We start from the raw sequence: 25,588 nt of genomic DNA, 5'->3' as shown, positions 1-25,588 counted from the left end.
GGTAATAAAAGTAATAATAAATTATTGTATATTGACGTATGTATTCAATTTGAATTATAATTAATGTAACAAAACTTTCGAGGAAAATTATGGACAACTATTTTATGAAAGAAGCTATATGTGAAGCGTTAAAAGCATATGAATTAAAGGAAATACCTATTGGTGCGGTTATAGTAAAAAATGAAGAAATAGTAGGAAGAGGTTATAATCTAAAGGAAACTTTAAAAGATGCCACACTTCATGCTGAAATTTTAGCTATTAAAGATGCATGTAAAAACTTAGGGGGGTGGAGGCTGCCAGGATGCACTATGTATGTTACGCTAGAACCATGTGCTATGTGTGCAGGAGCATTAGTCAATGCACGTGTAGAAAGATTGGTTATAGGGACAAGGGATCATAAAACAGGAGCATGTGGGTCAATATTAAATATAGTTCAAATGCAAAATTTGAATCATCAAATAACTGTAGAATTTGGAATTTTAGGAGATGAATGTTCAAATATGTTAAAAAGATTTTTTTCTGAGTTAAGAAAAAATAAAAACATTAAATATAGGTAGGAGGTTTTTATGGAAAGATATCCAATGCTTGAAATGAATTTAAACATACTATACGACAACACTAAAGTAGTTACAGATTTATGTAATAAAAATGGTATTAATGTAGCAGGCATAATAAAGGGTTTTGGGGGCATACCAGATGGTGCAAAAGAAATGATAAAAGGTGGATGTACTCAAATAGGCAGCTCAAGAATAGAACAGCTTAAAGATTTAAAAGAAATGGGTATTGATATTCCCTTACTTCTTGTAAGAATACCTATGGAAAGTGAAATAGAGGATGTAATAAAGTATAGTGACATTAGTCTTATTTCAGAAAAGGGGACATTAATTTTACTAAATGCTGAAGCAAAAAAACAAAATAAGGTATATAAGATAATATTAATGTATGACTTAGGTGATTTAAGGGAAGGTGTTTTTACAAAAGAGGAACTTTTAGATTTAGCATTATATGTTGAAAATAAATTAGATAACATTGAGCTATACGGGGTAGGTTCAAATCTAAGTTGTTATGGTTCGGTTGCTCCAACTACAAAAAACTTAAGTGAATTAGCCTTTGCCGCAGAAAAGATTGAAGAAAAAATTGATAGGAAACTTAATATTGTTTCTGGAGGAGGTACTACGACATTACCACTCTTGGTAACGGGTGGAGTTCCAAATAAAATAAATCATTTACGACTTGGAGAATCAATTAATAACACGCAGGATTTACCTTTGTATTGGAATTGTAATATAGAAGGCCTCAATCCAGATATATTTGTTTTAAAAGCTCAAATAGTTGAGCAGAATGAAAAACCAACACATCCAATAGGTGAGTTGATGGTAAATGCTTTTGGTGAACATGCTCAGTACGAGGATAGGGGAATAAGAAAGAGAGCAATAGTTGCCCTTGGAAATCAAGATGTAGGAGATTGTTTTAAGCTAATTCCTAAAGATAAAAATATAAAGGTTGTAGGAGCAAGTAGTGACCATACTATATTAGATATTGAAGATTGTGTAAATCAATATAAACTTGGTGATATAATAGAATTTAATGTATTGTATCAAGCTATGCTCTTCGCATCTTTATCTAAATATGTATATAAAAAGTTAATTAAATAAGATTTAATAATAAATGATAAAATAAAAATCGTGTGAAATAATACACGATTTTATTTATACCTTATTAATTTTACTTTTAAGGAAGGTGCTATATAATCGATATATGATTCATCAACCATCATACCAACTAAATTATATTCATCCCCATCCAGGTCATTACCAGCCAGTTGCCAATAATATTCTTCCATTTCTCTTTGTCTTTGAACATTAAGTAAATCTTTTAAATGTTTTGCATTATCGTTACTGCAAATTATATGGTCAGATTGAACTTCTATAATAAAAGATGTTTCTGTTTCTTCTATAGATATGTTGACCTTTTTAGTAGAATGCGAGTAAAAAAAATCAATTATTTCTTCAACTATTTTAGATATCTTTTGTATCTCATATTTCATAAGTTAATCCCCTTTCTTAATACTATTTAAAAGTGGGAACAATATAGCAGCTACAAGTCCACCTGAAAAGCCGTTGTTGTATAAATTTATTCCACCATGTATTATACCTATATTCATTACCATTGTTAAATGTATAAAACCTGCCATTAAACCTACAAAAATACCATACTTACCAGCTAATGGAGCAAGTGTTGTTCCAAATAAACCTGCCATTATTACTATAGTTGATTGTGTATCAAAAATAGTAACAAAACCACATATTAATACTCCAATCATTATAGGAATTGTATTTCTAGGATGTTTTCCAAAAGCGGCAAAACCTACTATTGTAAAAATTGCTCCAACAATTGGACCATTAAAGGTTACATTCAATGCTATTACGTAAAACATTGATACAAGTCCCATAATCCCCATATTTACAAAGGTTAAACCATACCCTACAAGTTGAGTATAATCTGAAACTAATCTACCAGAAAAATTTAATATTTTTGTATATCCCTTAAAACTTTTACGATTAATAATAAAACCAACTATTATTATAATTATGAAAAACCCTGTAAGGAATAATTTTAAAATTAAATCATATTCGGTAGAAAGAATTTGTTGTTGCTTAATATTAACACCAAAGCTTTTTAACAATGAGTTTATTAAAGTTCCTAGCAATCCTGCGGTAAAGCCAATGTTATATAAATTATAACCATCATGAAGCCTGTTCATGTGAGAAGATAAAGGTGTTATAATAAATCCACAAAAGATACCAAAAATAATTCCTACAGGTAAGCTTATCCATAAGGATGTGTTTAAACCAAAGGCTAATTCACTTGTTACTGGTGCAAGTGCTGTTGAAAACATAATTATTACTAATATGTTTTTAAATTCAATCTTTTGATATTTTACATATAAGTATCCGCCTAAATACATAGGCCAAACATTAAAAATATTTTTACCTAAAAATGAAAAACCAATTATAGTAAAAATAGCCGCTATTAGAGCACCGTTGACTTTTAATTTTAACTTATATATAATAAAAATATTTGTAAAAGCTAATATGGACGCATTAAAAAAAGTAGCTCCTATTCCTCCTATTTCCAAATAATCAGTCAATAAAACATCAGGAGATATAATCATTTTATATAAACCATGTAAAACATCACTTGGAGAATCTAATAAAAATGCCATAATAAGCATTATAGATGGTAAAATAAGAAGAATCTCTAAATTTCCTAACCTACCTATTTTTATTTCAATATCTCTTCTTTCAGGCTCTGGCAAAAATCCACCCCACTTTATTATTTTTATATTTTAATCTAATATTTATTTATATTATAATAACATAATGCATTAGTGGTTTCAATTAAAAATAATAAAAAATTATGAGGTATATAAAAGTTAAAGGTTTGTTTATGAATAAGTATATAAAATATATATTGTGAAAATGGATAAAATATTGTAGATTTTTCAATTTGGAGGATATGATGAATAGAGTTGTTTTTGTATTAATGACAATGGTTTTATTTACAGGAGCTGTAACAGGCTGTAATGAAAAAATAGATAATTCAGAAAATAAAAAAGAAAACAATCAACATATTATTTTTAATACTGCTTATGAAAAACTTGAAAATCAAGAAGAAAGTGATGTTAAACTTCCTTATGGAATTAAGGAGATAGAAATGGATTTAGCTATTTCGGGTGGCAGAAAACTACCAGGAAAACTTACACTACCTCAAAATGGCAGTAATTTTCCTTGTATAGTATTAGTGCACGGTTCAGGACCTAATGATATGGATGAAACTGTTTTTGAAAATAAACCTTTTAGAGATTTAGCTTGGGGTTTAGCTGAACAAGGAATAGCAACATATAGATATGATAAGAGAACTAAGGTTTATCGAAATGACTTAGCTAAAGATTACAAATTAACACTTGATGATGAAGTAGTATATGATGCAGTTGATGCAGTTGATATGCTGTTAAATGTTGATTATATTAATAAAGATAAAATATATTTGTTAGGGCATAGCCTTGGAGGTTATTCAATACCAAGGATTGCAGAAAAATCAATTAATTCTGTAGGATATATAATAATGGCAGGCAACGTAAGAGGGATAGATGAGCTTATAAAAGAACAGTATGATTACCTTGTAAATTTCGATGGAGTAATATCACTAGAAGAACAATTACAAATTGATGCACTTGAATTAGAGTTAAAAAAAATACATAGCATAAATAGTTTGAATTCAAAGACAGTAGTTTTAGGAGCATATAAAGAGTATTGGAAGGATTTATTAAGTTATAATCCTATAAAATTAGCCAAAGAAATAAATAAACCTGTACTTGTCCTTCAAGGTGAAAGGGACTATCAGGTTACAATAACAGAATATAATTTATGGAAGGGTGCATTTGGAAATATTGATAATTGGACTTTTCGGTTATATCCCGACCTAAATCATCTAATGATTAAGGGTGAAGGAAAGTCAAATCCTAGCGAATATATGATAAAAGGTAATATCGACAAAAAAGTTATTAGTGATATTGAAAAATGGATTGGTAATCAATAATAGTAAATGTTTGAAAATATTTTGTTCTGGTATATAATAAATATAGATTATTTAATTTAACAGAAGGAGAGTGTTTATGAAGATAGTATCATGGAATGTTAATGGATTAAGAGCATGTGTGACTAAAGGATTTTTGGATATATTTAAGGAGTTTGATGCAGATATATTTTGTCTTCAAGAAACAAAATTACAAGAAGGTCAAATAGATTTGGAATTAGATGGATATTATGATTATTGGAACTATGCAGAAAAAAAAGGATATTCTGGAACAGCTGTATTTACTAAAATTAAACCTATATCAGTAAAATATGGAATGGGTATAGAGGAGCATGACATGGAGGGTAGGGTTATAACTCTCGAGTTTGATAATTTTTATTTAGTGAATGTATATACTCCTAATTCAAAAAGAGAGCTACTAAGATTAGATTATAGGATGAAGTGGGAAGATGATTTTAGAACTTATCTTAAAAGATTAGATGAAAAAAAACCTGTTGTAATGTGTGGAGATTTGAATGTTGCACACAAAGAAATTGATTTAAAAAATCCTAAAACAAATAGAAAAAATGCTGGATTCTCAGATGAAGAAAGAGAAAAAATGACAGAGTTATTATCATCAGGGTTTACAGATTCATTTAGATATTTTTATCCTGACAAAGAAGAAGCATACTCATGGTGGTCTTATATGGGACGTGCACGCGAAAGAAATACTGGCTGGAGGATTGATTATTTCATAGTATCTAAAAGCTTTGAAAATAAATTAATTGATTCGTTTATAAGTCCTGAAATATTAGGAAGCGACCATTGCCCAGTAGGGATAATAACGAAGTAGGAATAGTTTTACAACATCAATTATATTATATGTGAGTTATTAAAGTAGTATATATGGAATTTATTAAAATATAATGTATAAAACAAATTTTTAAACAAAAACTATGAAAAATAGGAGGTTTTGATGCGTTTAAGAAATAGACATTTATTATTGTTAATAATTTCAATATTGTTTATCGTTAGCTGTGGGATAAATACATCTGGTATTACAGAGGTAGAAATAGTAAATCCAACGACTGGTGAGAAAAATACTATAATGAATAATGCTGAAACAGCAAAATTAATTGTTTCTGCTGTTAAAAAAAACGAAAAAGTAGATTTAGATATTTCAAAATTACCTTCATTTGAAATCTACATAAACAAGGATTCTAAAAATGATGGTTATACAATGAGTTTTGATGTAGAAAATAGGAGTGTTTATTTATCGAAAGATAATTATTTGTATAAAGTTAAGGATAGCATAGCTAAAGATTTACTTTTAGACGATAATTTTTCATTTGCTTACATTACCAAATCGATGAACAAAATATATATCTACAATAAAGGAGAGCTAATAAAACCAAGCATACAATATGACTGGAACTATAAAAATATAAATGATGAATATAAAAACAAAACAGGAACGCTGCTAGAATCAAGTGATAAGATTGTTGTAAGCAAAAATGATAACATTGATATTAAATTTGATATAAATCCTAGTACACAAATTACAAGATTGTATTCTGAAGGTAATGTTATAAATACGAGTAAAAGCATTTTGGATGCTATAAATTCAATTCAATATGATGGAGAGTATTTCATTGAATCAGAGTTTAGATGGAATCAAAAGGATAACTCTTCTTATGGGAGTCAAACAGTAAGTTTTATGGCTCAAGTAGATATACCAGCTGACTTTAAAATCATAACAAAAGACAATTACCCAGGAAATATTTTAATTATATCTGTTGAAAATATGAATGAAGGTGAAACAGTAAAATTACAGACAGATATAGTGAAAACTCAAATAGATATTTTTCCATATAAAGATAAATATATGTTGATATTACCAATAGATTTATATACAAAATTAGGAGATTACGATGTTAATGTTATCTTTAATGAAGGAAAAGCAACAGAGTATACAAATACAAAAATATTGAATATTAAAAACAAAGAATTTAAAGTTCAGTATTTAACTGTTTCTGAAGAGTTGAATAGCAATAATAATGACTACAAGGCAATTCAGGAATTTGCACAATATGTTAAGCCTGCAAGAACTGAATCTTCATCTAAAAAATTGTGGGATGGACAATTTATTATGCCTGTGGAAGGAAAATTGACAACAGATTTTGCTGAAATAAGGTATGTTAACGATGAATTATCGTCATCTAGACATTCGGGAATCGACTTAGCTGCGCCAAGGGGAACGGATATAAAAGCCCCTAATAATGGGAAAGTTACACTTGCAATGAATGGACTACTATCCACTGGAAATACGCTAGTAATAGATCATGGTATGGGATTATTTACTTCATATTATCATTTAGATTCTATTTCTGTCAAAGAAGGAGATGTAGTAGAAAAGGGCAGTATAGTTGGAAAAGTTGGTTCGACTGGATTCTCAACAGGACCTCATCTTCATTATGCGGTGAGTATATATAATACTTATGTAAATACATATCAAATATTAAATGGAATCTTTGATTGATAAATAAAAAAAATGTTTATTTTTTAACGGTTTGGGTATATAATTTAAAATGAATAAACCATTGGGAGGTTTGTATGGATTATATTGGATGGGCATGGTTATTTGTTATAGTGGTATGTATTGTAATTGAAGCAACTACTATGGGTTTAACTACTATATGGTTTGGTATTGGTGCTATTGTAGCGTGGATAACTAGCGGATTAGGATTTAGACTTGAAGTACAAATATTTGTATTTTTGGTAGTTTCGATTTTATGTCTTGTATTAACAAGACCTATAGCGGTTAAAAAATTAAAAATAGGAAAAATAAGAACTAATGCAGACAGTATAATAGGTGAATGTGTTAAGGTCATAACAACTATAAATAATATTAACAATGAAGGTACTGTTAAAGCAAGAGGTCAAATTTGGTCAGCACGGTCATTTAATGATGAAGTAATTGAAAAGGATGAAATAGTTTGTGTTAAGGAAATAACTGGCGTAAGGTTAATTGTAGAAAGAAAAAAATAATACATGGAGGCTAAAAATGTTTAATGGATTTACTATTTTGTTTTTAATTTTGGTAATACTTATTGCAACTAATATTAGGGTTGTACCTCAGGCTAGTGCATATGTTGTAGAGCGTCTTGGAGCTTATCAGAGCACATGGGGTGTTGGTATTCATATTAAGATACCGCTAATAGATAAAATAGCAAAAAAAGTTTCTCTTAAGGAGCAAGTTGTAGATTTTCCACCTCAATCAGTTATAACAAAAGACAATGTAACTATGCAGATAGATACAGTCATATTTTTTCAAATAACTGATCCTAAGTTTTACACATATGGAGTTGATCATCCGCTTTCGGCAATTGAGAACCTTGCAGCTACAACTCTTAGAAATATAATTGGAGATTTAGAGCTCGATGAAACTTTAACATCTAGAGAAATTATTAATACGAAAATGAGATTAGTTTTAGATGAAGCAACAGACCCATGGGGAATCAAAATAAACAGAGTTGAGGTAAAAAATATTATACCTCCAGAGGAAATTCAAGATGCCATGGAAAAACAGATGAAAGCTGAAAGACAAAAGAGGGAATCTATTCTAAGGGCAGAAGGAGAAAAGAGATCTGCTATATTAGTATCAGAAGGAAAAAAAGAATCTGCAATTCTTGAAGCAGAAGGAGAAAAACAATCAGCAATTTTAAGGGCAGAAGCAAGAAAAGAAGCTTCGATTAGAGAAGCTGAAGGTGAAGCAGAAGCTATTATAAGTGTTCAAAGAGCTACAGCTGAAGGGATAAAAATGCTTAGAGAATCCGATCCAAACAAAGCAATTTTAACTCTAAAGAGCCTTGATGCTTTTGCAAAGGCAGCTGATGGAAAAGCAACTAAGATTATTATACCTTCGGAAATACAGGGTATAGCTGGTCTTGCATCATCTTTAATTGAAACTGTAAAAGATAATGATAAATAGAAATAACTAAAAAAACACCATGTTAAGCAGTATACTAAATCTGTTGGCGTGGTGTTTATATTTTTTTATTTGAACATTTTTTTTGAGAAGGTTATGTTACTTTTATTTCTTAAATATTTATCTGAAATGATAGCTTGAACTATTAATACAATTCCTAATGAAATTATAATATCTCCAATACTTACAATCTTATAGTTTCCAAGAGTTATGATGCTTCCTAAAAAGCTTAAAGATGAATTTTCAGCAGGAATAAAAAATTTTATTTTGCCATTAATTAATAAATTATATATCTCGGTTCCATATATCATTGATACGGAATTAGAAGACATAGGGAATTTAAATCCATTTACTAAAAAACATAATACATTTGAACATAATCCAATTAAAGTTACAAACATGAATTTAATATCTAGGTTTACAATAATAAATATAAATATTAAAGCATAAGACATTATTAAAAATGCATTATAGAGGAATGAAGCATAATCGAGAAGTCCTAAGTTCATAATTATAATACAAATATAAAGCAAAACTGATATATATATTAATGGAGACATATTAAAATGGATATATGATAACCTATTGATTTTACCACGTCTTGCTATTCCAATAATTATACCTAATATAACTGCTACGATAAACATACTTATAGCCTCCAAAGTAATTCTAAATAAATAATAAATGTTATTACAATATTTTACAACATATCTTAATTTTTATCAACCATATTTTTAAAAATAAGATAATTGCAATAATTAAAAAAGTAGTTATCATTATCCTAAATTTGTAAATACATATATAATTTTGTTGAATTTTGAATAAATATATATTATAATGAATCAAAGTTATGCCTATTTTATTTGTTAAATAAATATAAAGTTTGAAAGTCGGTGAATTTTATGAAAAAAATTTATAATAATAAGCTTTCAGCATCAGAATTATCTTTTTTTTGTATGCAAATTGCATTGATATTAAAGTCTGGTATGCTTATTCCTGAAGGTGTTTATTCCATGTACAATGACGTTGAGGAAGGGAGAGTTAAAGATGCATTAGGTATTCTAAAAGATGAACTTTCTAATAAAGTGCCTCTTTATGTGGCTATGGAAAAATCAGGTTGTTTCCCTTCGTATTTAATAAATATGAGTCAAATAGGAAGTTTGACAGGTAGTTTAGAAAATGTTATGAAGTCATTATCTGAGTATTACGATAGAGATGAATTTATTAAGATAAAAATTAAAAATTCTATTTTTTATCCATCAATGCTTTTTGTGATGATGTCTTTTGTTATTATACTTTTAGTTACAAAAATTTTCCCAATATTTGAAAATATGATATATGAATTAGGTGGGGAATTATCTAATGAAGCATCAGCCTTAATGTCATTTTCTAATGGTATAATGGCAGGAAAATTTACTATGACATTTGTTATTTTAATTTTATTTCTGATTTTAGTAAGCTTTATTTCATTTAAAACTAAGGTAGGTAAATTGGTTTTTAGCAAGTTTTTAGAGCGTTTTATATTAACTAGATCAATTGTAAAAAAAATCACAGTATATAGATTTACTTCATCTATGTCACTTTTATTATCAAGTGGAATGAACATAGACAAATCAATTAATATATTGTTAGATATTGTTGAAGAATCTTCTTTGAAAAATAAAATTGAAACATGTAGCAAGGCAATAGAAGAGGGGGATAGTTTCATTGAATCTTTATCAAGATTATCATTATTCTCGAATATGCATTTACAGATGCTACATATGGGGCAGCGGACAGGTGAAATAGATAGTGTTATGGTAAAATTAACAAACATATATGAAAATGAAGCTGAACAAGCGCTTAATAGTTCAGTTGCACTTATTGAACCTATTTTAGTAGGTATTTTATCTATAGTTATAGGATTTATACTCATTTCTGTTATGATTCCTTTGATGAATATAATGTCATCTATAGGATAATGCGAGGAAAGGAATGGTTTTGTGAAAGATAATAAATTTAAAATTTTATACTTTACTATTTTTTTAATGTTTGTTGGTTTTTTATTTATTGCAGTTAATAATGCTGAAAGTGGTGCACATGAAGAGAAGTATAATATTTTAAAAGATGCACTTAGTCGAAGTGTTGTGCAATGTTATGCAATAGAAGGATTCTATCCTCCGGATATAGAATATTTGGAAAATAATTATGGGTTAATGGTTGACCATAACAAATATATTATAAGTTATAGTATTTTTGCTTCAAACATAATGCCGGAGTTTGATGTGTTTAATATAGATTAAAATTTGGTTATTACTTTGCTAAGTAGGAGAATTAAATTATGAAAAGAAAAAAACATATTTCAAGTAAATTTTCAATTCAATTTATATTTATTATGCTTCTTTTTCTCATAATCGTTATATTATCAATTATGATTATTAATCTTGGCAAGGAAATATACATTAGTATAAATAATGATAGAACAAATAATTATGAACTTAGAGTGTCTCTTTCATACATTTCAAATAAAATCAGACAAGCTGATAAAAAAAGCATGGTAGATATTAGAGATTTTAATGGGAATCCAGCTATTGTAATAAAAGAAACATATGATGGATTAAATTATGAAAATTGGATTTACTATAATGACAATAATATATATGAGATACTTATAGATGAAGGTGAGTCATTTGGTATATATGATGGTATGAAAGTTTTGGAAGTTGATAATTTTAATATATCAAAAATAAATGATAATTTATATAAGATATCTGTTGTAGAAGAAGGTCGAAGTTCAGATTTAGTAATATCTTTATACTCTGTTCAGCGAAAAACAATGGATTAAGGTGGTGTAAAGTTTGAAGGGTAAGTCATCGATAAGCTTAGAAGTATCATTAGTGGAAATAATTTTATCAGTGTTAATATTTGCAATAACAGGCATAATTATGTTGAATTGTTTTGCTATGGCAAGATATACTCAAATTAAATCTAATGATATAACTATAGCAAGTTTAAAATCACAGACATTCTTAGAGTATATTAAATCATCTAAAAATAACAATGAAATGAATGAAATCATAAAAAAGATGTTTGATGAAATTTATTATGATAATAGCAGTAGTAAATATGTGAATTATTATGATAAGAATTGGAACAAATGTGATGATAAAAACAGAATATATTTTATTGAATTATATATTTCGACAAGTGAATTAAATTCAGGAGAGTTGAATGATATAAAAATAAATATTGGTAGAATTAAAAAATATCCTTTTATAGATAAAAAAAATTCTTCCTCTTCAATATTTGTTATTGAAACAAAAAAGTTTTTCCCTATAAATATCATAAGGGGGAAGCAGGATGTTTAGTGTAGAAGAAAATAAATCAGAAAATAGAACATATTCGAGTACTCCTTTTGGTATAGGTGGAACATTGATTATGGTAATATTTGTTTCTCTTTGCTTAACTATTTTTTCTACATTGTCTTTTACAACAGCCTACTCAGACTTGAAGCTATCTATAAAAACACAGGAAATGGTAAAGGATTATTATGTTGCTCATGGTAGAGCTGAAGAAAAATTATCTCAAATATATGGAAAACTATTGTTGTCACAAAGTTATTTAAATACTAAAGTGGATAATAGTATATCTATATTAGAAAATTATAACATTATTGCAAAAAATAAAGTTTTAGAATTAGAAGGAATAAAAGTATTAGAAAGTCGAGAAGAAGTTAAAGATTTTGGATTTACAGTGTATTATGAAGCCTTAGGTAATTTTAATCAAAAAATTTGTGTAACCTTGAATATTTATTACGACAAAATAAAAAATAAGCCATATTATGAAGTTGTTTCATGGAATTTAGCTAATATAGATTTACCAAGCTATGAAGAAGATGTATATGACCTATGGGAAGGAATTGATTGATAAAATGAAAATTAAAGAAATGTTAAGTAATGCTATAGATAAGAATGCCTCAGATATTTTTATAATTGCAGGAAGACCTTTGTCATATAAAATTATGGGTGAAATAATTTCGCAAAACGAAGAACCTTTGTTATCGGAAGATACATATGAAATTATATATGACATTTTTAAAATTGCTGACAAAGACGGTATTGAGGAATTGTCAAAGGAAGGAGATGTAGATTTTTCTTTTTCATTGCCTAAATTAGGAAGATTTAGGGTAAGTGCATATAAGCAGAGAAATTCCTTTGCAGCTGTAATAAGAGTGGTACTCTTTGAATTACCAAATCCTATGGAGTTAGGTATACCAGAAGTTGTGATGAATTTATATAAAAAAACAAAGGGATTAGTACTTGTAACAGGACCAGCTGGGAGTGGAAAATCAACTACACTCGCATGTATTGTAGATAAAATTAATAGTGAAAGAAACTGCCATATAATGACTTTTGAGGATCCTATAGAATTTATTCACAGGCACAAAAAATCTATTGTTAGTCAAAGAGAAATATCAACGGATTCTAAAAGTTATATATCATCGCTTCGTTCATCCTTAAGACAAGCTCCTGATGTTATTTTAATTGGAGAGATGAGAGATTTAGAGACTATTGAAATTGCATTAACAGCAGCTGAAACAGGTCATCTTGTACTATCTTCATTGCATACTACAGGTGCTGCAAATACAATCGATCGTATAATAGATGTATTTCCACCGAATCAACAACAACAAGTTAAAATCCAGTTGTCAATGCAACTTCAAGCTGTTATATCTCAGCAGCTCATACCATCTCAAATATGTGGTCGATCAGCAGCTTTTGAGGTAATGTTAGTAAATAATGCGGTTTCTAATTTAATAAGAGAATCAAAGGTTCACCAGCTTAACAGTGTAATATATTCGTCTGAAGGAAGAGGAATGAAATCAATGGATTCAAGTATTATTGAACTATATAAAAATGATAAGATAAGTAAGGAATGTGCATTGACATATTCAATTGATTCAGACTCAATAGTTAAACATCTTAAATAGCAAACAGAACAATAAATAAAATAAATCCCCCCCTTCTAAATTTATATAAGAAAGGGGAGGACTTTATAATTAATATTCAAATTGTTTAGTATAATATTTAGGGTTAATGAGCTTATTTGTATATTCTATGACTTTTGGGCTATTAGATTGTTTAGCAGAGGATGCTATTGTACTGTCCATTAGTTTCCATTCGTTTCCATCGAAATACATTTCATTTAGTACAATCCAACCAGTTTCATCTGTATAAACTTCATTCCAAGCATGATATACGCTTAAATTCGAAGAATAACCGGTTACTAATTTTGCTGGTATATTTTCTGAGCGAAGCATTGAGGCCATTATAGATGCGTAATCAAAACATATTCCTTTATTACTTTTAAGTATTTCATCAACATCTGGAACATATCCAGGTTTTACATTTTTAGCTTTGTCTGTATCATAAACAACGTTAGTTATAATATAATTGTAAATTATATCTAATTTTTCAATTTCATCATCTGTTTTCTCTGTTAACTCATGTGCTTTTTTTGCTACATCAGAACTTTCAGAATAATTTACTAATTTATTTGCAACTAGAAATGGCGACTTAGGATCACTTAATTCCACTTTAATATCAATGCTTTGTTTTACACTGTATTTATTATCAGTAATATTTTCAAAAACTTTTATTTTATATTTCCCGTCACCCATTTGTAGCGGAAATGTATCATATTCACCTTCATTATTTAAATCATATGTATATTTTGTTGAATCTTTTTCAATAATTACTTTTAGATTTTTACTTGTAGTTTTTGTATACTTTATTTTAATGTAACCATCATTACTATTAGTTGCATTTATTTCAGAGCTTGTACCTTTATAAATATTGTCTGCACCATAACAAATTGTTGAATAAGTAAGAAACAAAATAATTATAAATATAGAAGAAAAAAATATTCTTAGTTTTTTCATAATGTAACCCTCCTCTAAAATAAAAAAACTTTACTGAATAGGTCAGCAAAGATAATTAGCATAATTAATATTGTACAAAATAAATTGTACAGCAACTGGCTATCTTACCACAATGGTTTAGACCCTATAGCTTTGCGTCATTTTCTTTAGAAAATTTTGCCTATTTAATTACGTTTATCATAGCACTTAAAAAAGTAGTTGTCAACAAATTAATGTGTATTGTGATAAAATAATAATATATACTAATACTAATAAAAAAAGGGTAGATTTTAAACATTTACATATGATTAATAGAGGTTCCTGTGTTGACTAAATATTATATATGTGCTATTATTTTTTTAATTAGTGTAAAAAATTAGGAGGTTACAAAATTGCTAGATGAAGACCCTATATGGGGGCCAATATTATTACAAATATTTTTGATTTTACTTAATGCTGTTTTTGCATGTGCAGAAATTGCTGTTATTTCTATGAATGATAATAAATTAGCTAAATTAACTGCATCAGGTGATAAAAAGGCTATGAGGTTATCTAGGTTGACTGAACAACCGTCTCATTTTTTATCTATAATTCAAGTAGGTATTACTTTAGCTGGATTTTTTGGGAGTGCTTTTGCTGCCGATAACTTTTCAGAAAAATTAGTATCTCTTTTATTAAGTTTAGGAGTTAATTTGCCAGTATCTACATTAAATACAATATCCGTTATCTCTATAACTTTGGTTTTGTCATACTTTACTCTTGTATTTGGAGAGTTGGTACCGAAACGAGTTGCTATGAAAAATGCAGAGTCCCTAGCACTTGCCATGTCAGGACTTTTATATTTCATTTCTAAGGTCTTTGCACCTATTGTATGGTTTTTGTCCTTATCTACAAATGCGATTTTACGCATTATTGGTATTGATCCTAATTCAGATGATGACGATGTCACAGAAGAAGATATAAGAATGATGGTTGATGTAGGAAGTGAAAAAGGTTCAATAAATATTAATGAAAAAGAAATGATTCAAAATGTTTTTGAGTTTGATAATAAAACAGCTGAAGAAGTTATGACTCATAGAACAGAAGTTGTTATTTTGTGGTTAGATGAAAACGATAATGAATGGGAAAATAAAATTAATGAGAATAGACATTCAAGATATCCAGTTTGCGATGATATTGCAGATAATATAGTAGGTATTTTAAATACAAAAGATTATTTTAGACTTAAAGAAAAAACACGGGAAAATATTATGAAAGAGGCTGTTAATACTGCTTACTTTGTACCAGAAACAGTACGCACAGATATTTTGTTTCAAAACATGAAAAAAAGCAGGAATCACTTTGCAGTTGTGTTTGATGAATATGGTGGTATGAGTGGTGTTATAACAATGAATGATTTACTTGAGCAAATAGTTGGCAATCTTGATGATGATTATTCAAATCCACAAAAACCTCCTCTAATACAATCAATAGATTTAAATACTTGGGAGATAAAAGGAGCAGCACCTTTAGATATAGTATCAAAGCATATTGGAATAATGTTACCTGATGATGATTTTGATACATTTGGTGGTTTGGTGTTTGGTTTATTAGGTACAATTCCCGAAGATGGTAGTACGCTTGAACTTGAACAGTATGGATTGAAAATTAAGATAACTAAAATTAAAGGTCGAAGGTTGGAAACAGCATTAGTATATTTATGTGATGATACAAATAATGATTGACATTTCAAAGAATATTATTTAAGGCAGTTATATAACTGCCTTAAATTTTTGAAATTAAGTATTAAGATAGATTTAAGATGTAGAATGTAATATGTAATAAAGAAAATAAGGAGGCATTATGTCGTATTTTTTAGATAAATTAATTATTCTTCCAGGAATTTTACTAGCTATATCAATACATGAATTTTCACATGGTTATGTTGCAGTAAAACTTGGAGATGATACACCAAGGATTCAAGGACGTATGACATTAAATCCAATTAAACATATTGATCCTCTAGGGTTTATTTGTCTTTTGTTAGTAGGATTTGGGTGGGCTAAACCAGTAATGATTGATTCAAGGAATTTTAAGAACCCAAGAAGAGACGACTTTTTAGTTTCTATTGCAGGACCTATATCAAATTTTATTATGGCTATTATTTTTGTAATTATTATGAAACTAGTTTATATGTTTTTACCAGTTACTGATATGACACAGGTAGTGTGGTCTGTTCTTGCCGGCACAGTTTCAATAAATTTGGTACTAATGGTATTTAACCTTCTTCCTATTCCGCCACTTGATGGACATCATATACTTGGAAGCATAGGTGGCCCTCCAGTTTGGAATTTTTATCACAGATATCGTGAACAGCTTAGGTTTGCAATATTAATTTTAATTATTTTTAACTTTATAGGGAAGATAATTGGACCAATAGTTATATTTCTGAACAATTTTCTATTTTCAATATTTTTTTGAGAGGTAATCTATGGAAACTAAAGGTGATATACGTAAAAAAATTTTAAGTATTAGAAATAGCATAGAAAATAAACAAGTTATAGAAAAAAGCGAAATTATAATTAATAAACTTAAATCTATTAGTGAATTTAAAAAGAGCAAAACAGTTTTTGTATATATGGATTTTAAAAATGAAGTTAAAACTCTTGATTTAATAGAAGAAATGATTAAAGAAAAAAAGCGTGTTGTTATTCCATATACAGATGTTGACAATACAGTAATTATACCAGTTGAAATTAATGATATAAACATTGACTTAAAGTTTAGTTCTTTTGGATATTTAGAACCTAAAGAAGAAAAAGTAATTCCAATTGACCCTTTTGAACTTGATTTGATAATTGTTCCAGGCGTTGCCTTTGATAAGGAATTAAATCGAATAGGTTTTGGAAAAGGGTACTATGATAGGATATTATCAAAAAAGAGAAATGATGCAAAAGCTGTTGCTATTGCTTATGAATTTCAAATATTAGATGAAATACCAAGTGAGGAACATGATATTAAAATGGATAAGATAATTACGGAAGAAAATATTTATTAACAACTTAAAACTCAAAAGAACTAACAAAATAACAATTGTATATGGTAAGATTGTCTATTATGATTATTATTAATTGCTTTATCTTGCAATAGTTATAACATAAACTTTATTTACCCCATAATTCAGTAATGCTTTAGAACATTCATTAGCAGTGGAACCTGTAGTGTATACATCATCTACAAGTAGTACACTGCTTTTTTTTATAAAATTAATTTTGTTTTTTTTGTTGATTGTAAAAGAATTTTCTAAATTTCTCATACGATTTAATTTAGATTGAGAACTTTGTTTATTAGTTTTTTTTATTCTTTTTAAGGCATTAATATAAGGTATATTTAATTTGTTAGATATATATATTGCTAATAACTCAGATTGATTATATCCTCTGCTTTTTAATTTTGAACGATGGAGGGGAACTGATACAATATAGTTGAAATTCAAATAGTTTATTTTATTCATATACTGTAATAATAAACTTCCAAATAGTTTATAGTAATATGGTTTATTATAATATTTAAAATTGTAAATGCCATTTTTAATAATTCCTTCATATAAAAAGGGCGATCTGGATGTTTCAAAATATTTTTCAAAATTAAAACAATCAGGACATAAATTGATAGACAAACCATAATTTATTGGTTTGCCGCACTTATTACATAAAGGAGGAACAACTTTTTTAATAGATTGTCTACATTTATTACAAATATAGTTTTCACCTATGGATTCATCATAGTAATCACATATATAGCAAATATTTTTTTCAGGATATATTAATTCTAATAGTGATTCTATATAGGAATTCACATAATCACTTCCCTTTAGTTACTGAAATCTGTTAGGTTTTCATATGCACTATATATAGACGATAATCTATAGTCAAGTGCAGAATATCTATTATTAATTTTATTATTGGCTATCATAATTTGTATAAATTTTTCAAAACCAACCAATACTACAAGTTGTTTTGCTCTTGTTATTGCGGTATATAATAAATTTCTTGTTAAAAGCATGTTAGGTCCCCATACTATGGGCATTATTATTACAGGGAATTCACTGCCTTGACTTTTGTGTACAGTTGTTGCATAAGCTAGTATTAGTTCATCTAGTTGATTATAAGAATAAGCAACTTCTTTTTGATCATCAAATTGAACAAATATTTCTTGTTCAATTTCATCAATAAATATGATATATCCAATATCACCATTGTATATTCCTTCACCTGTTGAAACTTTACCATCATCACAAGTCATTGACCACACAGATTGGTAATTATTTTTAGTTTGCATAACCTTATCACCAACTCGAAAGGTATATTTACCAAAAGCTTTTTCTTTTTTTAGCTTTGAGGGCGGATTGATAGAAGCCTGTAATTTATTGTTAAGCTCGATAACTCCTACTTCTCCTTTTTTCATGGGAGATAGGACTTGAATTTCTTTTATTGGATCAAGGTTATATTTGGATGGTAAACGGTTATTGTATAAATCTACGATAACATCGAGTACCTCTTTATTGTTATTTTGGCGCATGAAGAAAAAGTCGGTATCCTTTTTATTAAATATAGGTGTTTTACCATTATTTATCATATGAGCATTTTGTACTATCATGCTTCCTAAAGACTGACGGAAGATAGTATCTAATTTTATTGTTTTAATAGAGTTGCTTTTTATTATGTCTCTTAGGACATTTCCAGCCCCAACAGATGGCAACTGATCTACGTCACCAACTAAAATAAGTCTAGTTCCAGTTTTTATAGCTTTTAAAAGGTTGTTCATCAACAGGATGTCAACCATGGACATTTCATCAACTATTAAGACTTCACAATCTAAAGGGGAATCTTCGTTTTTATTAAAGCATAAGTTGCTATCTTCTTCACCGTATGCATATTCTAATAAACGATGTATTGTTTTTGCTTCCCTACTAGCAGATTCAGTAATTTTTTTAGCAGCTCTACCTGTGGGTGCACATAGAAATATTTTTTTGTGCATCATTTCGAAAACTCGAATTATAGAGTGAATAATTGTAGTTTTACCAGTTCCAGGCCCCCCAGTAATAACAGTAACGCCATTTGAAATAGATTGTATTACTGCTTCTTTTTGCATTTTTGTAAGTTCAATATAGGATTCATTTTCTATAAGATATAAATAATCTAATATATCATTCTCAGGGATATTAAAATCAGCATTTTGTAAATTAATTAAGTTTTTACATACATTAACTTCAGCTGTATGATAAGGTAAATAATAAACTACTCTTTCATCTTCTATAAGTTCAATATGGATTTTTCCTTGAAAAGCCATATTTTTCATTTCATTTTCTATTATTTCAATATTTATTTCAAGTAAATTACATACACTGTCTATAAGCAATTTATAAGGAACATATGAATGACCATTTGCTGCATATTCGAACAGTGAATATTTAATGCCGGAAGCACTTCTAAATGGAGATGACTTTTCTACTCCGAGTGAATATGCTATCTTGTCAGCAAGTTTAAAACCTATTCCATAAATATCATCTGTTAGTCTATATGGATTTTCAGATATTATATTTATTGTATTTTTACCGTATTGTTTATATATTTTTACTCCATAGGTGGTGCTAATTCCATGCTTTTGTAGAAACATCATAATTTCCTTAATATCTATTTGTTCTACAAAACTCTTTGTTATCATTTCTACCTTTTTTTTTCCGATACCTTCAATTTCAAGTAATTTTTCTGGATGATTTTGAATAATATTAAAGGTATCTTCTTTAAATAGCTCAACAATTTTTTTTGCTGTAAAATCTCCAATACCTTTAATTAATCCAGAAGATAAATAACTTTCTATTTGATCGAGGCTAGAAGGGAGAACAGAATTGTACATTTCAACAGTGAATTGATGTCCATATTTTGGATGTTTTATTCTCTTTCCAAAAATTTCTATAGTTTCATTTGTAATATCAGTTCCAAAAAAACCAGTTATGGTAATGACTTCATTATCTATTTCCATTAGAGCTACAGTATAACCATTTTCACTATTTCGGAAAATTGTATCAACTATTGTTCCTTTGTGAGATTCCATATTGTTTTTCTCCTTAAAACATTTAAAATACTTAAAATTAACAATAATATTTTCTTAAAATACATATAATTAGTAATTTTTATATAAGTTGAGAAATATGTTATATTTATCAGTAAATAAATTATAACACAAATATAAATAATAAAGTAATATATTTCAACGTCTTGATAAAATTTTTCTTTATAAAAATGAAAAAATATGTTAAAGTAAATATCAAATGAAGAATTTACATAATAATTTAGAAATTAAATAAAAGTCAGAGATAATAATAGTATTAGAAAGGAATAAATCATGTCCAAAGAAAGTTTCGTAAAAAGTGCTGCTATTTTAAGTATTGCAGGATTTATAGTAAAAATATTAGGGGCAGTTTACAGAATTCCATTAACAAATCTTATAGGGACAGAAGGTATAGGATATTATCAACCTGCCTACAATATATATAATCTGTTGTTAGTTGTTTCATTGTCAGGATTCCCTACTGCAATTGCTAAACTAGTATCGGAAAGAAGAGCACTTAATAACTTTGAAGGTGCATATCAAGTATATAAGATATCTAAATGGGGCTTATTTGTTATAGGTTTGGTATCATCTATTTTTGTTTTAGTTTTTGCTCATCAAATTATGGATATACTAGGTTATCCAGGATCATATTATTCAATGGTGGCGCTTGTACCTGCATTGTTTGCAGTACCTTTATTATCATCATATAGGGGTTTTTTTCAAGGTACACAAAATATGACACCTATTGCAATATCACAAATTATTGAACAAATTTTTCGTGTTTTAGCGGGATTATACTTTGCGTACTATCTTATAAATTATGGACTTGAAGAAGCAGCAGCTGGGGCAACATTTGGAGCATCTGTTGGTGGAGTGGCATCACTATTAGTAATATCGATTATTTTCTTTATTAATAAGAAAAATATAAATAATGAAATAAAATTATCTAATAATAATAAGATAGAAAATACATGGGATATAGTTAAAAGTCTCTTATATATAGCTATACCAATTACTATTGGAGCTTCTATAGCACCTCTAATGGGTTTAGTAGATTCATACTTAGTATCAAGCAGACTTTCTGTTATTGGATATACAGATGTACAGATTGCTGATATGTTTGGGGAGCTAAGCGGAACAGCACAAACTCTTATTAATTTTCCATTGGTATTTTCAACCGCAGTAGCAATGAGTCTCGTACCTTCAATAACAGATTCTTTTACAAAGAAACATAAGACTAAATTAAATAAAACATCTAATGCAGGTGTTAGAATAGCACTAATAATAGGGCTTCCTTGTGGAATAGGACTTTATTTATTAGCAGAGCCAATAATAGCATTGTTATTTTCATCTTTAGGACCTGAGAAACACGCTAGTGCAGGAGAATTGTTGGAAATAATGGCTATTAGTGTAATATTTTTAACTTTAGTTCAAGCATTTACTGCTATATTGCAATCTGTAAACAAGCAATTTTTGCCTGTAAAAAATTTAGTTGTAGGTTTGGTTGTGAAGGTGATTTTATCATATATACTTATAAGTATACCTTCTATAAATATAAAGGGTGCTGCCATAAGTACAACAGGTGCTTATTTAGTAGTTGCACTTTTGAATTGGTATGATATAAACACTAAAACACCAATAAATATAAATTTAATTAAATTGTTAATTAAACCTATTCTATCATCGGTGGTAATGGCTATTGCTGTTTTTGTATCGTTTAAATTATTAATTGGTGTCTTTAGTCAAAGTATTTCAACACTATTGTCCATAGCTTTTGCAGTAATAGTTTATGTTATATTTTTATTTGTTACAGGTGCAATAACAGAAGAAGATTTAGATTTAATACCAAAAGGTGATAAACTTAAGAAATTTGTGAGGAAAAAATAATTATGAATACAATTCAAATAGTAGGTATGGGTGTTGGGAATATAGAGGATTTAACAATTAAGGCATATAATGCATTAACAAGTGGTATTCCAAATTATGTTAGAACTATAAGACATCCAGTTACAAAACAGCTAAAAGAAAAAGATATAAAAATAGAAACATTTGATGACTATTTTGAAAAATATGATTCTTTTGATGAAGTTTATGACGAAATTACAGCGAAAATTGTTGAATTATCTGAAAAGTATGGTAAAATAAATTATTGCACTGCTGGAAGCCCATTTTATGGTGATATTGTAACGAAGAAGCTATTATGTGAATATAAAGATGAAATTAATATAATAATAATAGATGGAATGAGCTTTCTTGATAAATGTATTAAGTTGTCGGGATTCTCAGATTATAAAAGTATAAGTATATTAGATAGTTTAGAGGTTGATGAATTTTCATTTAATGTAAATTCTCTAAATATCATTACACAAGTGTATGACAGAGAAATTGCTTCTCAGCTTAAAATAATACTAATGGAAGTATATGAAGACGATATTTTAGTGCAAAAAATAGATGTTTTAGAAGAAAAAATTGAAAAAGTACCGTTGTTTTTGATTGATCAAGAAAAAAAATATGGATTTTCAACATATTTTTGCATTAACCCTATTGAAATATCTGAAAATACAGTGTATAATATAAATAATCTTTGTAGGACAATAAGAACCCTCAGAGGTCCTGATGGATGTCCATGGGATATTAAACAAACGCATGAATCAATTAGACAATGTGTAATAGAGGAAGCGTATGAGGTTGTAGATGCAATAGATAATAATGATATTGATAATTTAGTTGAAGAACTTGGAGATTTACTATTACAAGTAGTATTTCATGCAGAGATAGCAAGTGAAGATGGCTTTTTTAACTTTAAGGATGTAGTTTCAAATGTTTGTAATAAAATGTATTCAAGACATCCTCATGTCTTTGGAAATAAAAAAGCAAACAACGTTGATGAAGCTCTTAAAAACTGGGAAACAGCTAAACAAAAAGAGAAGAAATTAAGTAATTATACTGATAATTTAAAAAATGTTCCAAAGTCTTTATCTCCACTTAGTAGGAGTTATAAAATTCAGAAAAGGGCAGCAGATGTTGGTTTTGACTGGCCAGACGAGGTAGGGGCTATTACTAAAATTAAAGAAGAGCTCTTTGAATTTATTGAAGAATATAAGAAATTAGATTTGGACAAAATGGAGAGTGAATTTGGCGATTTGATTTTCGCAATGGTTAATTTTGCTAGGTTTATGAAAATCAACCCAGATATTGCATTAAACAGGACTATAAATAAATTTATTAATAGATTTGAATTTATAGAAAAAAATGCTACAAAAGATTTAAAACAGATGACTCTAGAAGAAATGGATGAGTTATGGGAAAAATCAAAGATTCCTAATGGAATTTAGATAAAATAAAATAAATAATATTTTTATTAAGGAGGTAATTTTGTGAATAAAGCTGAATTAATTGCTAGTGTTGCAGAAAAAACTGGTTTTACAAAAAAAGATGCAGAAAAGGCATTAAACGGATTCATGGAAACAATAAAAGACGAATTAGTAGCAGGTGGAAAAGTTCAATTAGTAGGTTTTGGAACTTTCGAAGTAAGAGACAGAAAAGAAAGACAAGGAAGAAATCCAAGAAATCCTGGTGAAACTATTGATATCCCAGCTTCAAAAGCACCAGTATTCAAAGCAGGAAAATCATTAAAAGAAGCAGTGAATTAATTAAATTTTTTATTTTTAATGAGGGGGTATTAATAAATACTCCCTTTGGTTTTATCATGTAATTTAATTAATTCGAAAATATAAATTATGACATAAAATATTAAAATCGTGTGTTACAATATTTCTTGTTCATAATTTTTTATTATAAATTTATTTAATATAAAAAATAAAAAACAAAAGGAGGAGTAAGTTTGCAATTAGAAAAGGTTAAAAGTTTACCTAAAAAAGTAATAGAAAATCTGGAGGGGGATATTGGCAGATTAACAGTATATCTCGTTCAAGATTATAGTAATCAGTTTTTAAGAAGATTGGTTGATTTTGGAATGAATTTATTTGGTGATTTAGGAATGGATGAATGGGGTCTTGTACCACAAATAAGACATGGAAATGTTTTTGTTCTTAAAGAAGAAGATAAGAAAAATATAATTGGACTAGCTATTTTAATGAGAGACTGGGAAGACAGTGAAAAGGTTTATCTTTTCGACTATGCTATAGCAGAGAATTTACAGGGACAAGGATTAGGGTATCATTTTTTAAAAATAATATTAAAAAATATTGCGGAACAAGGATTTAAAAGGGTAGGATTGACAGTTGATACTGAGAATGTACCTGCTATTAGGCTGTATAAAGATAAAATAGGATTTATAACAACTGAAATGAGTGAAGATGAATATGGTAAATCACATGATAGATATATAATGGATTATGAGATTGTTAATGATAAATAAAAAAACTGCAAGGATATAAAATAAAATGTACCCTATAGAATAGACAATTAAAAAAAGTCTACCCTATAGGGTATTTTTATGTATAATAGAGAAAAAGGAAAGGTAGAGACGTTAATGAGTAAGAAGATATTTACAGATAAAGAAATAGAAATATTATCTAAAAATAAATATGTAAAATCAGTTAGCATAAAAGGAATAACATATTCTGATGAATTTAAACGTATATTTATAGCTGAGAATGAAAATGGTAAATTACCAAGAGAAATATTTGAAGAATGCGGCCTTTATGTAGAAATCCTTGGAAATGAACGTATTAATTCCTCTGGAAAAAGGTGGAGAGCTACTTATAGGAAAAATGGTGTATGTGGATTACAGGATACAAGAAAAGAAAATTCAGGAAGACCAAGTGAAAAAGAATTATCTATAGAAGAAAAATATGATCGTCTAAAAGCTCAAAACAACTTATTAAAAGCGGAGAATGAATTGCTAAAAAAAGTCGAAATGTTAGAAAGGGGGTTGATAAAGAAGAAAAAGAAATAAGCTTATCGGTAGAACAAAAATTTACACTAATAAATATGGTGATTAAAAAATATAATCTAAAAAACAGGATTAGCTATCTATGTAAATTATCAAATGTATCACGATC

26 protein-coding genes, 1 pseudogene and 1 riboswitch are annotated in these 25,588 nt (G+C 28.1%); of the genes and pseudogenes, 21 read left to right on the top strand and 6 right to left on the bottom strand.

Going from position 1 to position 25,588, the window contains the following annotated elements:
- The first annotated feature begins 89 nt into the window (after positions 1 to 89).
- Together tadA and J2Z76_RS10375 are read left to right on the top strand one after the other, a co-directional pair.
- Entirely contained in the window at positions 90 to 557 is a 468-nt protein-coding gene (tadA, locus tag J2Z76_RS10380) for a tRNA adenosine(34) deaminase TadA (RefSeq protein ID WP_209511989.1), read from the top strand.
- Positions 558 to 566: 9 nt separating this feature from the next.
- A complete protein-coding gene (locus J2Z76_RS10375) occupies positions 567 to 1,655 on the top strand; it encodes an alanine racemase (protein ID WP_209511988.1) in 1,089 nt (362 codons plus the stop codon).
- Between the two features lie 50 nt (positions 1,656 to 1,705).
- On the opposite strand, the gene J2Z76_RS10370 is transcribed toward J2Z76_RS10375, so the two are convergent.
- On the bottom strand, positions 1,706 to 2,047 hold the full coding sequence (locus J2Z76_RS10370; protein ID WP_209511987.1) for a hypothetical protein: 342 nt from the start codon (positions 2,045 to 2,047) through the stop codon (positions 1,706 to 1,708).
- 3 nt (positions 2,048 to 2,050) lie between these two features.
- Positions 2,051 to 3,319, bottom strand: a complete 1,269-nt coding sequence (locus J2Z76_RS10365; protein WP_245210416.1) for a DUF1576 domain-containing protein — start codon at positions 3,317 to 3,319, stop codon at positions 2,051 to 2,053.
- Positions 3,320 to 3,522: 203 nt separating this feature from the next.
- Here J2Z76_RS10365 and J2Z76_RS10360 point away from each other — a divergent pair, with 203 nt between their 5' ends.
- The 5 genes from J2Z76_RS10360 to J2Z76_RS10340 all read left to right on the top strand — a co-directional run bounded on the left by J2Z76_RS10360 (position 3,523) and on the right by J2Z76_RS10340 (position 8,569).
- Positions 3,523 to 4,602, top strand: coding sequence for an alpha/beta hydrolase (locus J2Z76_RS10360; RefSeq protein ID WP_209511986.1), 1,080 nt, complete (start codon positions 3,523 to 3,525; stop codon positions 4,600 to 4,602).
- Between the two features lie 76 nt (positions 4,603 to 4,678).
- Positions 4,679 to 5,431, top strand: coding sequence for an exodeoxyribonuclease III (locus J2Z76_RS10355; protein ID WP_209511985.1), 753 nt, complete (start codon positions 4,679 to 4,681; stop codon positions 5,429 to 5,431).
- A 123-nt stretch (positions 5,432 to 5,554) separates the two neighbouring features.
- Positions 5,555 to 7,117, top strand: coding sequence for a M23 family metallopeptidase (locus J2Z76_RS10350; RefSeq protein ID WP_209511984.1), 1,563 nt, complete (start codon positions 5,555 to 5,557; stop codon positions 7,115 to 7,117).
- Positions 7,118 to 7,191: 74 nt separating this feature from the next.
- Complete coding sequence (locus tag J2Z76_RS10345; RefSeq protein WP_209511983.1) at positions 7,192 to 7,626, top strand: NfeD family protein; 435 nt, start codon at positions 7,192 to 7,194, stop codon at positions 7,624 to 7,626.
- A 16-nt stretch (positions 7,627 to 7,642) separates the two neighbouring features.
- The gene (locus J2Z76_RS10340) at positions 7,643 to 8,569 is read left to right on the top strand and encodes an SPFH domain-containing protein (RefSeq protein WP_209511982.1); all 927 of its coding nucleotides are present in this window, start codon (positions 7,643 to 7,645) and stop codon (positions 8,567 to 8,569) included.
- Between the two features lie 65 nt (positions 8,570 to 8,634).
- On the opposite strand, the gene J2Z76_RS10335 is transcribed toward J2Z76_RS10340, so the two are convergent.
- Positions 8,635 to 9,213: a DUF5317 family protein gene (locus J2Z76_RS10335; protein WP_209511981.1), complete on the bottom strand. Its 579-nt coding sequence runs from the start codon at positions 9,211 to 9,213 to the stop codon at positions 8,635 to 8,637.
- Between the two features lie 255 nt (positions 9,214 to 9,468).
- Here J2Z76_RS10335 and J2Z76_RS10330 point away from each other — a divergent pair, with 255 nt between their 5' ends.
- Genes J2Z76_RS10330 through J2Z76_RS10305 form a run of 6 tightly spaced genes read left to right on the top strand, consistent with a single transcriptional unit; the run spans position 9,469 to position 13,535 of the window.
- Complete coding sequence (locus J2Z76_RS10330; RefSeq protein WP_209511980.1) at positions 9,469 to 10,527, top strand: type II secretion system F family protein; 1,059 nt, start codon at positions 9,469 to 9,471, stop codon at positions 10,525 to 10,527.
- 21 nt (positions 10,528 to 10,548) lie between these two features.
- Positions 10,549 to 10,848: a hypothetical protein gene (locus J2Z76_RS10325; protein ID WP_209511979.1), complete on the top strand. Its 300-nt coding sequence runs from the start codon at positions 10,549 to 10,551 to the stop codon at positions 10,846 to 10,848.
- 38 nt (positions 10,849 to 10,886) lie between these two features.
- On the top strand, positions 10,887 to 11,390 hold the full coding sequence (locus tag J2Z76_RS10320; protein WP_209511978.1) for a DUF4860 domain-containing protein: 504 nt from the start codon (positions 10,887 to 10,889) through the stop codon (positions 11,388 to 11,390).
- A 13-nt stretch (positions 11,391 to 11,403) separates the two neighbouring features.
- Positions 11,404 to 11,913 carry a hypothetical protein gene (locus tag J2Z76_RS10315; protein ID WP_209511977.1) on the top strand — a complete coding sequence of 170 codons (510 nt, stop codon included), beginning with the start codon at positions 11,404 to 11,406 and terminating at the stop codon, positions 11,911 to 11,913.
- On the top strand, positions 11,906 to 12,472 hold the full coding sequence (locus J2Z76_RS10310) for a hypothetical protein (RefSeq protein ID WP_209511976.1): 567 nt from the start codon (positions 11,906 to 11,908) through the stop codon (positions 12,470 to 12,472). Before J2Z76_RS10315 ends, J2Z76_RS10310 begins: the two co-directional genes overlap by 8 nt.
- Before the next feature lie 4 nt (positions 12,473 to 12,476).
- A complete protein-coding gene (locus tag J2Z76_RS10305) occupies positions 12,477 to 13,535 on the top strand; it encodes a type IV pilus twitching motility protein PilT (protein ID WP_209512195.1) in 1,059 nt (352 codons plus the stop codon).
- A 69-nt stretch (positions 13,536 to 13,604) separates the two neighbouring features.
- On the opposite strand, the gene J2Z76_RS10300 is transcribed toward J2Z76_RS10305, so the two are convergent.
- On the bottom strand, positions 13,605 to 14,486 hold the full coding sequence (locus J2Z76_RS10300) for a transglutaminase-like domain-containing protein (protein ID WP_209511975.1): 882 nt from the start codon (positions 14,484 to 14,486) through the stop codon (positions 13,605 to 13,607).
- A gap of 87 nt (positions 14,487 to 14,573) precedes the next feature.
- Positions 14,574 to 14,657: riboswitch (cyclic di-GMP riboswitch) on the bottom strand.
- Positions 14,658 to 14,857: 200 nt separating this feature from the next.
- On the opposite strand from J2Z76_RS10300, the gene J2Z76_RS10295 reads away from it, so the two are divergent.
- The 3 genes from J2Z76_RS10295 (at position 14,858) to J2Z76_RS10285 (ending at position 17,502) form a co-directional block, all read left to right on the top strand.
- Positions 14,858 to 16,189: a hemolysin family protein gene (locus J2Z76_RS10295; protein WP_245210415.1), complete on the top strand. Its 1,332-nt coding sequence runs from the start codon at positions 14,858 to 14,860 to the stop codon at positions 16,187 to 16,189.
- Between the two features lie 118 nt (positions 16,190 to 16,307).
- A complete protein-coding gene (locus J2Z76_RS10290) occupies positions 16,308 to 16,925 on the top strand; it encodes a site-2 protease family protein (RefSeq protein ID WP_209511974.1) in 618 nt (205 codons plus the stop codon).
- Positions 16,926 to 16,935: 10 nt separating this feature from the next.
- Positions 16,936 to 17,502, top strand: a complete 567-nt coding sequence (locus tag J2Z76_RS10285; RefSeq protein WP_209511973.1) for a 5-formyltetrahydrofolate cyclo-ligase — start codon at positions 16,936 to 16,938, stop codon at positions 17,500 to 17,502.
- A 78-nt stretch (positions 17,503 to 17,580) separates the two neighbouring features.
- Here J2Z76_RS10285 and J2Z76_RS16990 read toward each other — a convergent pair whose 3' ends face one another.
- Together J2Z76_RS16990 and recD2 are read right to left on the bottom strand one after the other, a co-directional pair.
- Positions 17,581 to 18,303 (bottom strand): ComFC family protein, encoded by a 723-nt coding sequence (locus J2Z76_RS16990; protein WP_209511972.1) that lies wholly within the window; start codon positions 18,301 to 18,303, stop codon positions 17,581 to 17,583.
- 14 nt (positions 18,304 to 18,317) lie between these two features.
- Positions 18,318 to 20,561, bottom strand: a complete 2,244-nt coding sequence (gene recD2, locus J2Z76_RS10275) for an SF1B family DNA helicase RecD2 (protein ID WP_209511971.1) — start codon at positions 20,559 to 20,561, stop codon at positions 18,318 to 18,320.
- Positions 20,562 to 20,852: 291 nt separating this feature from the next.
- Here recD2 and J2Z76_RS10270 point away from each other — a divergent pair, with 291 nt between their 5' ends.
- From J2Z76_RS10270 to J2Z76_RS10250, 5 genes and pseudogenes are all read left to right on the top strand, one after another.
- Positions 20,853 to 22,448, top strand: coding sequence for a putative polysaccharide biosynthesis protein (locus tag J2Z76_RS10270; RefSeq protein WP_209511970.1), 1,596 nt, complete (start codon positions 20,853 to 20,855; stop codon positions 22,446 to 22,448).
- A gap of 2 nt (positions 22,449 to 22,450) precedes the next feature.
- Entirely contained in the window at positions 22,451 to 23,896 is a 1,446-nt protein-coding gene (gene yabN, locus J2Z76_RS10265; RefSeq protein ID WP_209511969.1) for a bifunctional methyltransferase/pyrophosphohydrolase YabN, read from the top strand.
- 42 nt (positions 23,897 to 23,938) lie between these two features.
- Positions 23,939 to 24,214, top strand: coding sequence for an HU family DNA-binding protein (locus J2Z76_RS10260; protein WP_209511968.1), 276 nt, complete (start codon positions 23,939 to 23,941; stop codon positions 24,212 to 24,214).
- A gap of 191 nt (positions 24,215 to 24,405) precedes the next feature.
- Entirely contained in the window at positions 24,406 to 24,942 is a 537-nt protein-coding gene (locus J2Z76_RS10255; RefSeq protein ID WP_209511967.1) for a GNAT family N-acetyltransferase, read from the top strand.
- Between the two features lie 114 nt (positions 24,943 to 25,056).
- Positions 25,057 to 25,588: pseudogene (locus J2Z76_RS10250) on the top strand (HTH domain-containing protein); the annotation flags it as partial.

Source organism: Sedimentibacter acidaminivorans (genome assembly GCF_017873955.1).
Classification (GTDB): Bacteria; Bacillota; Clostridia; order Tissierellales; family Sedimentibacteraceae; genus Sedimentibacter; species Sedimentibacter acidaminivorans.
Note: the sequence above shows the minus strand (reverse complement) of the source record. Positions and strands in the feature narration are given on the sequence as shown.